The 13030-nt window shown below is 75.3% G+C and carries 15 protein-coding genes; 6 read left to right on the forward strand and 9 right to left on the reverse strand.

Features of this window, described 5'->3' with window-relative positions; all coding sequences use genetic code 11:
- Positions 1-3: 3 nt before the first annotated feature.
- Together manD and IEY96_RS23850 are read left to right on the forward strand one after the other, a co-directional pair.
- Positions 4-1233, forward strand: coding sequence for a D-mannonate dehydratase ManD (gene manD / locus IEY96_RS23845; RefSeq protein ID WP_189197028.1), 1230 nt, complete (start codon positions 4-6; stop codon positions 1231-1233).
- Complete coding sequence (locus tag IEY96_RS23850; protein WP_189197029.1) at positions 1223-1768, forward strand: gluconokinase; 546 nt, start codon at positions 1223-1225, stop codon at positions 1766-1768. Before manD ends, IEY96_RS23850 begins: the two co-directional genes overlap by 11 nt.
- A gap of 43 nt (positions 1769-1811) precedes the next feature.
- Here the strand turns inward: IEY96_RS23850 and IEY96_RS23855 are convergent, their stop codons facing one another.
- Entirely contained in the window at positions 1812-2231 is a 420-nt protein-coding gene (locus IEY96_RS23855; protein WP_189197030.1) for a YchJ family protein, read from the reverse strand.
- Between the two features lie 21 nt (positions 2232-2252).
- A complete protein-coding gene (locus IEY96_RS23860; RefSeq protein ID WP_189197031.1) occupies positions 2253-2834 on the reverse strand; it encodes a histone in 582 nt (193 codons plus the stop codon).
- Positions 2835-2995: 161 nt separating this feature from the next.
- On the opposite strand from IEY96_RS23860, the gene IEY96_RS23865 reads away from it, so the two are divergent.
- Both IEY96_RS23865 and IEY96_RS23870 read left to right on the forward strand, forming a co-directional pair.
- Complete coding sequence (locus IEY96_RS23865) at positions 2996-3940, forward strand: hypothetical protein (protein WP_189197032.1); 945 nt, start codon at positions 2996-2998, stop codon at positions 3938-3940.
- Positions 3941-4049: 109 nt separating this feature from the next.
- A complete protein-coding gene (locus IEY96_RS23870) occupies positions 4050-4667 on the forward strand; it encodes a mycothiol-dependent nitroreductase Rv2466c family protein (protein ID WP_189197033.1) in 618 nt (205 codons plus the stop codon).
- Between the two features lie 87 nt (positions 4668-4754).
- On the opposite strand, the gene IEY96_RS23875 is transcribed toward IEY96_RS23870, so the two are convergent.
- Positions 4755-6230 carry a PhoX family protein gene (locus IEY96_RS23875; RefSeq protein WP_189197034.1) on the reverse strand — a complete coding sequence of 492 codons (1476 nt, stop codon included), beginning with the start codon at positions 6228-6230 and terminating at the stop codon, positions 4755-4757.
- 147 nt (positions 6231-6377) lie between these two features.
- Positions 6378-7154: an SGNH/GDSL hydrolase family protein gene (locus IEY96_RS23880; protein WP_189197035.1), complete on the reverse strand. Its 777-nt coding sequence runs from the start codon at positions 7152-7154 to the stop codon at positions 6378-6380.
- A gap of 78 nt (positions 7155-7232) precedes the next feature.
- Between IEY96_RS23880 and IEY96_RS23885 the strand changes: the two genes are divergently transcribed.
- On the forward strand, positions 7233-8231 hold the full coding sequence (locus tag IEY96_RS23885; protein WP_189197036.1) for a phosphotransferase family protein: 999 nt from the start codon (positions 7233-7235) through the stop codon (positions 8229-8231).
- A gap of 5 nt (positions 8232-8236) precedes the next feature.
- On the opposite strand, the gene IEY96_RS23890 is transcribed toward IEY96_RS23885, so the two are convergent.
- The 3 genes from IEY96_RS23890 to IEY96_RS23900 form a co-directional block, all read right to left on the reverse strand.
- Entirely contained in the window at positions 8237-9349 is a 1113-nt protein-coding gene (locus tag IEY96_RS23890) for a magnesium and cobalt transport protein CorA (RefSeq protein ID WP_189197037.1), read from the reverse strand.
- 74 nt (positions 9350-9423) lie between these two features.
- Complete coding sequence (locus IEY96_RS23895) at positions 9424-10074, reverse strand: class F sortase (protein WP_189197094.1); 651 nt, start codon at positions 10072-10074, stop codon at positions 9424-9426.
- 85 nt (positions 10075-10159) lie between these two features.
- Positions 10160-10648: a hypothetical protein gene (locus IEY96_RS23900; RefSeq protein WP_189197038.1), complete on the reverse strand. Its 489-nt coding sequence runs from the start codon at positions 10646-10648 to the stop codon at positions 10160-10162.
- A 368-nt stretch (positions 10649-11016) separates the two neighbouring features.
- On the opposite strand from IEY96_RS23900, the gene IEY96_RS23905 reads away from it, so the two are divergent.
- On the forward strand, positions 11017-11241 hold the full coding sequence (locus IEY96_RS23905; protein WP_189197100.1) for a DUF6767 domain-containing protein: 225 nt from the start codon (positions 11017-11019) through the stop codon (positions 11239-11241).
- Here IEY96_RS23905 and IEY96_RS23910 read toward each other — a convergent pair.
- A complete protein-coding gene (locus IEY96_RS23910) occupies positions 11199-11867 on the reverse strand; it encodes a response regulator (RefSeq protein ID WP_189197039.1) in 669 nt (222 codons plus the stop codon). The two genes, IEY96_RS23905 and IEY96_RS23910, sit on opposite strands and share 43 nt — an antisense overlap.
- A complete protein-coding gene (locus IEY96_RS23915; protein ID WP_189197040.1) occupies positions 11864-12967 on the reverse strand; it encodes a sensor histidine kinase in 1104 nt (367 codons plus the stop codon). The genes IEY96_RS23910 and IEY96_RS23915 overlap by 4 nt, the downstream gene beginning before the upstream one ends.
- Positions 12968-13030: the final 63 nt, after the last annotated feature.

Genomic DNA, 13030 nt, shown 5'->3' on the forward strand with positions numbered 1-13030 from the left:
CGCGTGAAGATCGTCGCAGCGGACGTGATCGTCTCCAGCCCCGACCGCAACTTCGTCACCGTCAAGATCACCACCGACGAGGGTCTCACCGGGCTGGGCGACGGCACCCTCAACGGCCGGGAGCTGGCCGTCGCGTCCTACCTGGCCGACCACGTCGTCCCCCTGCTGATCGGGCGGGACCCGCACCGCATCGAGGACACCTGGCAGTTCCTGTACCGGTCGGCCTACTGGCGGCGCGGGCCGGTCACCATGGCCGCCATCGCCGCCGTCGACGTGGCGCTCTGGGACATCAAGGCCAAGGCCGCCGGGATGCCGCTCTACCAGCTCCTCGGCGGCGCGTCCCGGACCGGGATCATGGCGTACGGGCACGCCTCCGGCCGGGACCTGCCCGAGCTGTTCGACTCGATCCGCGCGCACCTGGAGCTGGGCTACCGGTCCATCCGGGTGCAGACCGCGGTACCCGGCATCAACGCCGTGTACGGCGTCGCCGCCCAGCCCAGCATCGACGGCAAGCGGTACGACTACGAGCCCGCCCAGCGCATCCCGCTGCCCGCCGAGGAGGACTGGGACACCCGCGCCTACCTGCGCCACCTGCCCGGCGTGTTCGAGGCGGTCCGCAACGAGTTCGGCCCCGAGCTGCCGCTGCTGCACGACGGCCACCACCGGATGACCCCCATCCAGGCCGCGAAGCTCGGCAAGGCGCTCGAACCGTACGACCTGTTCTGGCTGGAGGACTGCACGCCGGCGGAGAACCAGGAGGCGCTGCGGCTGGTCCGCCAGCACACCACCACCCCGCTGGCCATCGGCGAGGTCTTCAACACCGTGTGGGACTACCAGACGCTGATCCGGGAACAGCTGATCGACTACGTCCGGTCCGCCGTCACCCACACCGGAGGCATCACCGCGATGCGCAAGCTGCTCGACTACGCGGCCCAGTACCAGATCAAGTCCGGCATCCACGGCCCCACCGACATCTCGCCGGTCGGCATGGCCGCCGCACTCCACCTGGACCTGGCCATCCACAACTTCGGCATCCAGGAGTACATGCAGCACGGCCCGCTCACCAACGAGGTGTTCCGGCAGTCGTTCACCTTCGCCGACGGCTACCTGCACCCGGGCGAGCAGCCCGGCCTCGGCGTCGAGCTCGACGAGGAGGCGGCCGCCCGGTTCCCGTACCAGCCGGCGTACCTGCCGTTCAACCGGCTCAAGGACGGCACCGTCCATGACTGGTGAGCGGCCGCCCACCCGGCACGTCGTGGTGATGGGCGTGTCCGGCGCGGGCAAGACGACCGTGGCCCGGGGGATCAGCGAGCTGACCGGCCTGCGGTTCGCCGAGGCCGACGAGTTCCACTCGGCCGCCAACGTGGCCCGGATGCGCGCCGGCGTGCCGCTCGACGACGCGGACCGCTGGCCCTGGCTGCGCGCCCTGGCCGGCTGGATGGCGGACCGGCACGCCGAGGGGGTGTCCACCGTGCTGACCTGCTCGGCGCTCAAACGCGCGTACCGGGACGTGCTGCGGCAGGGGCCGGCGGACGTGGAGTTCCTGCACCTGGACGGTGCCTCCGCGCTGATCCGGGACCGGTTGGACCGGCGGGTCGGCCACTACATGCCGGCCAGCCTGTTCGACTCGCAGCGGGCCATCCTGGAGCACCTGGGGCCGGACGAGTCCGGCGTGGTGCTGGAGGTGGCGGCGCCGCCGGACGAGCTGGTCCGGGCGGCGGTACGCCGGCTCGGCCTGCCGGTGCGCGCCGCGGTCGCCGGCCCCTGACGGGCGTCGCCGGCTCGTGCGCGGGTCGCCCGCGAGCCGGCGGTCAGTCGGGTAGCGCGTCCAGGTAGACCCAGCGGCCGTCCTCCCGGACGAACCGGCTGTGCTCGGCCACCGTGCCGGGCCGGCCGGCCTCCCGGTAGTGCGCCCGGAACCGGACCGTGCCCTCGGTGTCGAACAGGCCGCCCCGGTCGGTGTCGAGCACCTCCAGCCGGGTCCACCGGGTGCCCGGGTCCAGCGCCAGCCGGGGCGGCCGGGTGGTGGAGTGCCAGGTGCGCAGCAGGTGCGCGGCGTCGCCCACCGCGAAGGCGCTGTAGCGGGAGCGCATCAGCGCCTCGGCGGTGGCCGCCGCCGATTCGCCCCGGTGGATCGGCCCGCAGCAGTCCGCGTACGGCAGGCCGGAGCCGCAGGGACAGGGCCCGCCGGTCGGGTCGGCCGCGCTCCGGCGGGCATCGCGTTTCGCCACGGGGTCATTCTCGCCGACGGCTCACCGGGCGCTCGTCCGGGCCGTCCGCCGCGTGCCGAACGACTCCATGGTGGTCGCCTTCTTCGCCGGCGTACGCGTCGCGGCGACCCGCTGGGCCTTGGCGCCGGCGGCGGCCTTCTTGGCGGTGGCCGCGCGGGCCGTGCCCTTGGCGGCCGGGGCCTTCTTCGCCGTGGTCCGCGTGGTCGGGGCCTTCTTCACCGTCCTCCTGGTACCGGGCGCCTTCTTGGCCACGGCCTTCTTGGCGGGCGCCTTCTTCGCCACGGCCTTCTTGGCAGGCGCCTTCTTTGCCGCGGCCTTGGTGGCGGGGGCCTTCTTCGCCGCCGTGGTGGCCTTCTTCGCGGCGACCGCCTTGGCGGTGGGCCTGCGGGTGGGCGTGGCGGTGGTGGCCGAGGTGGCCTTCTTCCGCGCCGCGCGCGCGGTGGTCGGGGTCGGCTTCCCGCCGGGGGTCTTGGCGGCGGTCGCCCCGGTCGCCCGCTTGGTGGCGGTCGCGACCTTCTTCGCCGCGGCCTTGTTCGGCATCGGCGCCTTGCGGGCCCCGGTGGCTTTCCTGGCGCTGCTCGGTCTGGTGGCCGCCTGGGCCATCGTTCCTCCTCGCGGTCCGCCGCGGCCCGGACGGGTGCGTCCGGCGGTCGGGCCGGCCGGCCCGCGCGGCGCGCGTGTCTTCCCACCGCGTCGGTGGTCAAACCCGGCGCGGGCAACGCCACCGGCCGCCGGCGTTTGCGGGCCGGTAGTGCAATGACGGCATGGACGACGACATCGACCGGCGTCTCGCGGCAGCCGCGGCGGCGATCCGGGAACACGACCTGGCCGGGCAGCGGCTGCGGGAGCTGTCCGTGCGGATCGGCGCGGCGCGCGCCGCCGTCTCCGCCCTGCGCGAGCGGCTCGACGCCGAGCAGGCCGACGTCGAGCGCCTGGAGGGGCTCACCCTGAGCCGGGTGCTGGCCGCGGTTCGCGGCGATCGCGACGACGCGCTGGCGTGGGAACGCGCCGAGGCGGATGCTGCCCGGCTGCGGCTCGCCGAGGCCGAGCGGCTGCTCGCGGCCCTGCGGGACGAGTCGGCGCGGACCCAGGGCCGCCGGCGTCGGATCGCCACGGCGCCGGGGGAGTACGCGGCGCTGCTCGACGAGCGGGAGCGCCTGCTCACGGCCTCCGACGATCCGCGCCGGCCGCGGCTGCTGGAGCTGGCCGAACAGCGCGGCCGGCTGACGGCGGAGCACCGGGAGCTGACCGAGGCCGTGGGGGCGGCCCGGAACGCGGAGTCGGCCCTGCACCACCTGCGGAAGCTGTTGAGCCGCGCGGCGGACTGGTCGACGTACGACGCGATGGGCGGTGGCCTGGTCACCAGCATGGTCAAGCACGACATCCTCGACGAGGCGGCCGACGCTTCCGCGCGGGTGGACCGGGCGCTCGCGGCGCTCCGGACCGAGCTGGCCGACCTGCCCGGGCCGGCCCTCGACCCGACCACCCGGGGGTTGGACCAGCTGACCCGGTTCACCGACATCTGGATGGACAACCTGCTCACCGACTTCGTCGTGCTGCGCCGCGTGGAGCGGTCCCTGGACGAGACCGGCCGGTCGCAGGGCGAGGTGGCCGCCCTGCGCCGCGCGCTCGAGCTGGGCGCCGCCGAGCTGGGCGCCCGGCTCGCCGCCGTGGAGGCGGAACGCGGGGAGCTGCTCAAGCGCGCCTGAGGGCCTGGATCGGCCCAATGATCCGCGCTCGGATTGGCTCTGCTGATGGGCCACTTTCCGGCCTACCGTCGACTCGGCAACCGACACCCGCGAAGGGACCGAGACGACGATGCCCACCGCCGACATGTGGTTCGACCCGCGCTGCCCCTGGGCCTGGAACGCCTCCCGCTGGCTGCTGGAGGTGGAGCGGGTGCGCGACGTGCCGATCCGCTTCCACGTGATGAGCCTGTCCCTGCTCAACGAGGGGCGCGAGGGGCTGGAGGAGTGGTACCGGGAATGGCTGAAGCCGGGCCTGGGACCGGTGCGGGTCTGCGTGGCCGCCGAGCAGAAGTACGGCCCGGAGGTGCTGCGCGACCTCTACACCGCGCTCGGCGAGCGGATCCACCACGAACGCGCCCCGATCGGCCGCGAGCTGTACGTCGCGGCGCTGACCGAGGTCGGCCTGCCGGTCGAACTGGCCGACGCCGCCGACACCACCGATCACGACGAGGCGCTGCTGGCCAGCCACCAGGCCGGGCTGGCGCCGGTCGGCGAGGACCTCGGCACGCCGACCATCCACGTCACCGGCGCCGACGGGGGGATGCACGCGTTCTTCGGGCCGGTGCTGGCCCCGATCCCGCGCGGTGAGGACGCCGGCCGGCTCTGGGACGGGGTGCTGCTGGTCTCCGGCACCGACGGGTTCTTCGAGCTGAAGCGGGCGCGTACCCGCCGGCCGATCGAGCGCTGAGCCGTGCCCGGCCGCCTGCCGCCCGCGCCCGGTTCCGCCTGACACCGGCCGCGGCGGGTGGGCCACCCACCCGCCGCGGCCGCTGCCTCAGACCCCGATCCGGGACCAGTCACCCCAGATCGCGAACGTCATACCCCGGCTCGCCTGGATGTTGACGAACAGGGTGTGCCCGTCCGGGCTGAAGGTGGAGCCGGCGAACTCGTCGTTGGACCGGTCCGCTCCGGTGCTGCTGACCAACCGGTTCAACGCGATGTCGAACAACTCGCCGCGCGGGGTGAGCCCCCGCACGTAGTTGTCGTTCACGTTGTCCTCGCAGACCACCAGCGTGCCGCGCGGGCTGGTGGTCACGTTGTCCGGGAAGTCCAGCACGTCGGGCCCGGGCGACTCGTACACCAACCGCAGCACCTGCGCCCGGCAGTCGTACGCCCACACCTGGCCGTGCCCGTTGCCGTATCCGTCGGCGACCGGGCCGGTCGCCGTCTCGGCGGGGCCACCGCCCTGGGTGGCGGTGAAGTAGACGACGCCGTCGTCGTACGCCGACCCCTCCAGCCGGGAGAAGTAGGCGGCGCCCCGGTCCCAGCCCTGCCGCGAGACGTACGTCAGCGCCTGGTCGTTCGTCGTCGGCGCGACCTGACCGGGGGTGTACGGGAACCGCGGTGCCGGGTCGTCGATGTCCACCCACTGCACCGGGTACGTCGCGTGCGGCCGCTGCGCGGCGGCCAGGTTCAGATTGCGGCGGCCGCGCACCGCGAGCATCTGCAGCCGGCCCCCGTCGGTCAGCCGGCCGCACCTCATCGGGTCCGCCGGGGGCGTGTACCGGTAGAAGCCGGACGGGTAGCCGAAGTTGTCCTCGGTCAGGTACAGGTGCCCGCCGCGCGGGTCGTAGGCCACCGACTCGTGCGCGAACCGGCCGGCGGCGGTGATCGGCGTCCGGTCCGACTGCCCGTCCGCGGGTACCTCGTAGACGAAGCCGTGCGGCTGGGTGAGCGGCACGTTGGAGGTGCCGGTGAAGTCCGGGCCGACGTCCGGCCCGTTGACCGTCTCCTCGCAGGTGATCCAGCTGCCCCAGGGCATCCGACCGCCGGAGCAGTTCATCATGGTGCCGTTCAGGCTGGTCCACGAGCGCCGGACCTCGCCGTGGCGGGTCACCTCGACCGTGGTGGTGCCGCCCTGCGCCATCGGGTCGTACGCCGCGGCGGCGTCGCCGAAGGCGGGGCCGGGGTTGTTCACCTCGTGGTTCCGGACCAGCCGGACGGTGCCGTCCGGCCCGCGGAAGGCGCCCATGCCGTCGTGCCGGCCGGGCAGCCGCGTGCCGTCGTCCAGCGTCACGGGGAACTCGGTGTCGTGGAACGAGCGGTACTGGAAGCCGGCGGGCAGGTGCAGGCGGACCTTGCCGTCGCGCAGGTCCGGCACCGGCCCCAGGGTCGGGTCGGGTGCCGGAGGCCGGCCGGCCGCGCTGGCCTCGCCACGCGCCACGAACCCGATGAACGGGCCGCCGAGGGCGGCGCCGCCGGCCGCCGCGGCGGCGCCGCGCAGCAGGGTGCGCCGGTTGAGATCAGGCATCGGGGGACTCCTCTGTCGCCAGGTCTCCGTCCATCGAGGCCGGGGACCGATCCTCCGAGTGATCCTCGTCACCCGTTCCCCGCAGGGCAACCTTTCGGCACGGTCGCCGGCCCGGTTCGGTACGTCAGGTCTGCGTGGTCGGACTGTTCAGGCCGCCGGCAACTCCACCGGCAGCGGCACCGGCCGCTTCGCCACCCGGTCGTCGCCGGAGGAGCGCCCGCGGAGGTGCCGCCCCAGCCAGGGCAGCAGGTGCCGCCGGGCCCAGGCCAGCTCGGCGCGGACCGCCTCGTGCCGGGCGCGGCGGGCGGCCGGCGGCAGCGGGCGCGACCACGAGTCGTCGTACCCGGGCAGGCCGGCGGTGTGCGCGAGCGCCGCGGCGATCCGCTCGTGGCCGGCCGAGTTGGCGTGCAGCCGGTCGTCGCTCCACAGTCGCGGATCGGAGGCCACCGGGTGCGCGCCCAGGTCGAGCAGGGTGGCGCCGGTCTCGGCGGTGGCCGCGCGGACCGCCTCGTTCAGCGCCAGCACCCGGCCCCGCAACGGGCGGGCCAGCGGCATGACCGGCGCCGGGTCGGGCAGGGTGAAGGTGAGCACGGTGGCGCCCTGGCCGACCAGCGCCCGCTGCATGGCGCGCACGTCCTCGACCACCCGGTCGGCGTCGAACGACGGCCGCAGCACGTCGTTCATGCCGGCCACCACGGTCGCCAGGTCGGGGGCCAGCTCCAGCGCCACCGGCAGCTGCTCGGCCCGGATCCGCGCGGTGGTGCGGCCACGGATGGCGAGGTTCGCGTACTCCAGGCCGCCCTGCGCGCGGGCCACCGCGAGGGCGAACCGGTCGGCCCAGCCCCGGTAGCCGCCCGCCTCGTCCGGGTCGTCCAGCCCCTCCGTGGTGCTGTCGCCGATCGCCACGTACCGCCGCCACATCATGCGGGCCAGCCTACGGAACCCCGCCCGGCCGTTCCGGGACAGCGCCCGCACGGCTCGGCCGCTAGCGTGGTGCGGGACATGAGCCCGACCCAACGCCGCCTCGACCCCGACCAGGTCCGGCGCTACCTGGCCGCGTCCCTCGGCCCCACGCCCGGGGTGAACGGCTGCGGGCCGCTGACCGGCGGCGGGTTCGCCGCCGTCTGGTGGGTCACCCTCGACGACGGGCGGGCCGTGGTGCTCAAGGTGGGGCCGCCGCCGCAGGTGCCGCTGCTGCGCTACGAGCGCGACATGATCGGGGCGGAGGCCCGCTACCTGCGGCTGGTCGCCGAACGCGCGCCCGCCGTGCCGGTGCCGCCGCTGCTGCACCACGGCCGCGACCCGGTGCTCGGCGACTGGCTGCTCACCGGCCTGCTGCCCGGCCGCAGCCTGTGGGACCTGACCCGGGCCGGCGTCGAGGTGGGCCCGGTCCGCGCCGAGTTCGGCCGCGCGCTCGCCACGCTGCACGCCGTCACCGGCGACCGCTACGGCTACGACGGTGGCCGCAGCGGCGCGCCCACATGGCGCGGCGCGTACACGGCCCTGCTGGACGACCTGCTCACCGACGCGGCGGACTGGGCGGTGCCGCTGCCCGTGCCGGCGGCCCGGATCCGCGAGCTGGTCGACCGGCACGCCCACGTCCTCGACGCGGTACGCCGCCCGGCGCTGCTGCACTTCGACGGCTGGGCCGGCAACGTCCTGGCGGTCGACGGCCCCGGCGGCACGCCCCGGCTCAGCGGGCTGGTCGACGGCGAGCGCCACCTCTGGGGCGACCCGCTGCTGGACCTGGTGTCGCCGCTGCTGTTCCGGCGCGCCGAGGACGAGCCGGACGACCCCCTCGTGCGGGCCTACCGGGCGGTCGCGCCGTTCCCGCTGGACGCCGGGGCGCGCCGCCGGCTCGGGCTCTACCGGCTGCACCTCTACCTGCTGATGACGGTGGAGATGCCCAGCCGGGGCATGACGGCCGAGTCCGACCCGTGGCGGGCGGACCGCCTCGCCGAGCTGCTCGACGCCGAACTGTCCGACCTGGGCGGTCCCTGACCTCCTCAGAGCCAGCCGGAGCGCCGGAACAGCCGGTGCAGGGTGACCGCGGCGGTCGCCATGAGCAGCAGCGCGCCCGCGTAGCCGTACCGCCAGCCCAGCTCGGGCATGTGCGCGAAGTTCATCCCGTAGACCCCGGCCACCGCGGTCTGCGTGGCGGCGATGGCCGCCCAGGCCGCGATCTTGCGCATGTCGTTGTTCTGCTCCACGGCGAGCTGCGCCAGCCGGGACTGGAGGATCGAGTTGAGCAGCTCGTCGTACGAGGCGATGCGGTCCACCGCCCGGGTGAGCCGGCTCTCCACGTCGACGAACCAGCGGTGCAGCGCCGGCGGCGGGCCCTCGCCCCGCTGCTCCAGCAGCGCGTGCAGCGGCGACTGCAACGGCAGCACCGCCCGCTTGAACTCCACCACCTCCCGCTTGAGCTGGTAAATGTGCTGGATGTCGGCGTCCCGGTCGCGCGCGAAGACGCTCTCCTCGACCCGTTCGAGGTCCCGTTCCAGGTGCCCGGCGACCTCCAGGTAGAGGTCGACCATCCGGGCGCAGACCGCGTACGCCACCGCCCACGGCCCCTCGGCCAGCACGCCCGGCCGGCGCTGCACGTCCTCCCGCACCGGGGTCAGCGCGCCCGTCGCGCCGTGCCGCACGGTGAGCGCGAACCGGTCGCCGAGGAACACCATCACGTCCCCGGTGTCGATCACCTCGGAGGTGGCGGTCAGCTCGGTGTGCTCCACGTAGCCCGCCGTGCGCAGCACCAGCAGCGTCACGTCGCCGTGCCGCTGCACGGTGGGGCGGTGCCCGTCGGCGAGGGCCTGCGCCACGACCAGCTCGTCCAGCCCGAAGGTCCGCCCGACCGCGGCCATCACGGCGGGGCCCGGCTCGTGCAGACCGAGCCAGACGAAGGCCCGCCGGGTGCGGCGGGCCCGGTCGTACGCGTCGGCGTAGTGCGGCCGGCCCGGCTCCCGGCGGCCGGCCACGTAGACCGCGCAGTCCACCACGGCGTCCGGGTTGGCCCGGCGCGGCGTGGGCCCGGCCGCCTCGTCGGTGCGCCCGAGCAGGCGGGCGACGAGACCGGGCAGCAACCGCCCGCGCCGCCGGGTCCGTACCGCCGACCGGTCCACCGCGCACCTCCACCGCCGAGGATCTGACGGCCCACCGTACGGCCTGCCGGCGCTCGGGTGGTGTCCGGCCCGCGTCAGCGGGCGGCGGTGGCGAAGACCACGATGTTGTCCGGGTAGCTGCCGGTGCGTGGGTCGAACCGGCCGCCGCAGGTGATCAGCCGGAGCCGGGCCTCGGCGCCGCCGCCGTACACCCGCTCGGTGGGGAAGTGCTCCTTCGGGTACGCCCCGACACCGTCCACGGTGAACACCGCGACCCGGCCGTCGGCCCGGGTGACCTCGACGGCGTCCCCGGGACGCAGCCGGCCGAGGTCGAAGAAGACCGCCGGGCCGCGCAGCGAGTCGACGTGTCCCACCAGCACGGCGTTGCCGGCCTCGCCCGGGGTGGGGCCGCGGCGGTACCAGCCGGCGATCTCCGGGTGGTCCAGCGGCGGCACCTCCAGGGCGCCGCTGGTGTCGGTGGCGACCGGAACGATGTCGGCGTCGACGCCGATGCGGGGGATGGTGACGCGGACCGGCTCGGAGCGGGGGAGCACGGGGCCGGGCGAGCCGGACCGTTCGGCGGTCGGCGCGGCCGAGGCGCCCGGCTGGGGCGGTGGGTGGGCGGTGGTGCCGAGGCCGGCGGCGAGCAGCCCGGCGCCGGTGGCGCCGGCCAGGGTGACCGCGGCGACGATGGCGGCCGTGCGGGCTCGCGACGGCCAGCCCGCGGGGTGGCGCTGCGACGACAGGGTTCCACCTCCGTCCGTCGTGGACGCGGTGCCCGCGCCGGTCGGACCGGCGCGGGCACCCGCTCAGGGATGGTGTGGCGGGCCGTCAGGCGACGGCTGTCGCGCGCCGGCGGCGGCGCACCATCACGTACGTCCCGCCGGCGACCGCCGCGGCGGCCAGCGCGCCGCCCGCGACCAGCACGCCGGTGTCGCCGTCCCGGCCGCCGGCGCCGGCCTGCGCGCCGCCGATCGGGGTGACCGTGAAGCTGGCCGTGCCGCCGTTGCTGCCGTCGCCGCAGGTGGTGGTGACCGTGTACGTGCCGAGGGTGAACCCGGCGGTGAAGAGTTCGGCGCTGAGCCCGCCGCCCGCCGCGGCGGTGGTGGACCTGACGTTCTGGTCCCGGTTGGGACCGGTGACGCGGAAGAGCGCGTCACCCGCCTTCGGGTTGCACGACGTCGTGGTGAGCACGACGGTCCCGCCGACCGGGGTGGTGGCCGGTGAGACGGTGGTGTCCGCGAGGGCGGCGGCCGGGAGCAGGAGTGTGCCGAGGCCCACGCCGACCGCCGCCGATCCGAGAACTGTCTTTGCCTTCATCCGCGTCTTCCCTCACTTTTCGTCCGCTGTCTGCGTGGGACGCCGTTCGGGTGGCCAACTCCGTGACTAGCACCGGTGTGGCCAACACTAGGAGGGTTGCGGCGGTCACTAGGCGTAATTGAGAAATCTTCGTTGCCGTCACGTGTTCCCGGTCGGTCCCGGGTGCGGCGGACATGCCCGTCCAGCACGGACGGCGGGGCCGGAGGGCTCGTCCCGCCCCGCGTGCGCCGTCCCGTCCGGACGGTGCTCGGCACGTGTGTCCGGTTCGGCCCGGCAGCGGCCGTCCCGTCCGGGTCGGCTTCCCGGATGGTTCCCGGTGAGGACCAACGGCCCTGACGGGGCCCCGGGCGGCGCGGCACCCTGGAGGCGTGAGCATCGCGACGCGGGCGCCCCGGCCGACGGCGAGCTGCCCGATCCGCCCCGGCGAACCGTGCACCCTCTGCCAGGTCGACGTCACCGGCCCGCAGGACTGCGGCCTGGTCTGGCTGGTGATGGGGGACGACGAGCTGCGCGAGGGCGTGCACCGCACCCGGCTCGACCGGAAGGCCGGTCAGCGGGGCGGCGGTTCGGGGCGGACCAGCCCCACGTCGTAGGCGAAGACCACCGCCTGGATCCGGTCACGCAGGCCGAGTTTGGTGAGCACGGCGGAGACGTGCGTCTTCACGGTGGCGGTGCTCAGGAACAGCCGCTCGGCGATCTCCGCATTGGACAGTGCCCGGGCCGCGAGCGTCAGCACCTCCACCTCGCGGGCGGTGAGCGCGGCGAGTCGCCCCCGGTCGGCGGCCGCACCGGGCAGCCGGTCGGCGAACCGGTCGAGCAGTCGGCGGGTCACCGTCGGCGCGAGCAGCGCCTCGCCGCGGGCCACCACCCGCACCGCCTCGGCCAGGTCGGCCGGGCGGGTGTCCTTGAGCAGGAAGGCGCTGGCCCCGGCGCGCAGCGCCGCGTACACGTGCTCGTCGAGGTCGAAGGTGGTGAGCATGACAACCCGGGCCGGGTTGCCGCCGGACACCAGCTCCCGGGTGGCGGCGATGCCGTCCTGCCGGGGCATCCGCACGTCCATGAGCACCACGTCCGGACGGGTCCGGTTAGCCACCGCCACGGCCTCGATCCCGTCGGCGGCCTCGCCGACCACGGTCAGGTCCGGCCGGGCGTCGATGATCATGGCGAGGCCGGCGCGGATCAGGTCCTGGTCGTCGGCGATCACCACACGGACGCTCATTGCGCCACCGCCACCGGTAGCCGGGCCTCGACGCGGAACCCGCCGGCCGGCAGCGGACCGGCCTCCAGCGTGCCGCCCAGCAGCCGGGCGCGCTCACGCATCCCGACGATGCCCCGGCCGGCGCCCGCGCCCGGCCGGCGCGGCGCCGCCGTGCCGTCGTCGACCACCGCGAGGCGCAGCACCCCGTCGTCGTAGCGGACGCTGACCTCGGCGCGGGTGGCGTGGCTGTGCCGCAACGCGTTGGTCAGCGACTCCTGCACGATCCGGTACGCCGACAGCTGCACCCCGCCGGGAAGGTCCTCGGCGCCGGCGTCCCGGTCCATGGTCACCTCGATGCCGACCGCCCGCACGGCGTCGGCGAGGGCGTCGAGCTGCGCCAGCCCGGGCTGCGGCCCGTCCGGGTCCGTGCCGTCGTCGGTGGCCAGCGCGTGCAGCATCGCCCGCAGTTCGGTGAGGGCCGACCGGGCCGCCACGTTGATCGCGCCGAGCGCGGCTCTGGCCCGCTCCGGGTGCGCGTCGAACACGTCCTCGGCGGCGGCGGCCTGAACGGCGATGACCGCCACGTGGTGGGCCACCACGTCGTGCAGCTCGCGGGAGATCCGCTCCCGCTCCCGGGCGAGCACCTGCCGCTGCCGGTCGCCGCGGCGCTGGGCCTGCCCGCGTTGCAACTCGCCGAGGGCCCAGCCGAGACCCAGCGCGGTCACCGCGAAGAGCAGGTCCCGCCAGCCCCCCGTGACCAGTTCCCAGGGTGTGGGGAGGAGCAGCAGCCCCAACGCGACCAGCGAGACCCGGGGCGGGCGGAGCCGGGCCACGTACGCCAGCGGGACGGTGACCAGGCCGAGCCAGCCGAGCGGGGGACAGAGCGCCTCCAGCCCGACGCCGGCGAGCGCGGCCACCGCCAACGCGTACCCCGGTCGGCGCCGGATCCACAGCAGACAGCTGGCCTGCGCGGCGGCGAGCCCGACCGCGGCGGCGGTCCCGCCGGACGACGTCGGCGGGGTGCCCGGGGCGAGCAGGACGGTCAGGGCGACGGCGAGCATCACGGTGGCGATGCCGCCGTCGAGCAGCAGCAGGATTCGGGAGCGGGGCCGGCAGTTCACGCCCCGGATGCTAGGCCGCCGACCCACCCCGACTCATCGGTCGCCAGACGGAGATCCGGGCCC

Origin of the sequence: Micromonospora fulviviridis (assembly GCF_014648395.1) — a bacterium.
In the GTDB taxonomy this organism is placed as follows: domain Bacteria; phylum Actinomycetota; class Actinomycetes; order Mycobacteriales; family Micromonosporaceae; genus Micromonospora; species Micromonospora fulviviridis.

Excerpts from the sequence above, each read along its gene's own strand:
- IEY96_RS23850 (WP_189197029.1), top strand. The coding sequence starts at position 1,223 with ATGACTGGTGAGCGGCCGCCCACCCGGCACGTCGTGGTGATGGGCGTG.
- IEY96_RS23860 (WP_189197031.1), bottom strand. The coding sequence starts at position 2,834 with ATGGCCCAGGCGGCCACCAGACCGAGCAGCGCCAGGAAAGCCACCGGG.
- IEY96_RS23865 (WP_189197032.1), top strand. The coding sequence starts at position 2,996 with ATGGACGACGACATCGACCGGCGTCTCGCGGCAGCCGCGGCGGCGATC.
- IEY96_RS23870 (WP_189197033.1), top strand. The coding sequence starts at position 4,050 with ATGCCCACCGCCGACATGTGGTTCGACCCGCGCTGCCCCTGGGCCTGG.
- IEY96_RS23875 (WP_189197034.1), bottom strand. The coding sequence starts at position 6,230 with ATGCCTGATCTCAACCGGCGCACCCTGCTGCGCGGCGCCGCCGCGGCG.
- IEY96_RS23880 (WP_189197035.1), bottom strand. The coding sequence starts at position 7,154 with ATGATGTGGCGGCGGTACGTGGCGATCGGCGACAGCACCACGGAGGGG.
- IEY96_RS23885 (WP_189197036.1), top strand. The coding sequence starts at position 7,233 with ATGAGCCCGACCCAACGCCGCCTCGACCCCGACCAGGTCCGGCGCTAC.
- IEY96_RS23900 (WP_189197038.1), bottom strand. The coding sequence starts at position 10,648 with ATGAAGGCAAAGACAGTTCTCGGATCGGCGGCGGTCGGCGTGGGCCTC.
- IEY96_RS23910 (WP_189197039.1), bottom strand. The coding sequence starts at position 11,867 with ATGAGCGTCCGTGTGGTGATCGCCGACGACCAGGACCTGATCCGCGCC.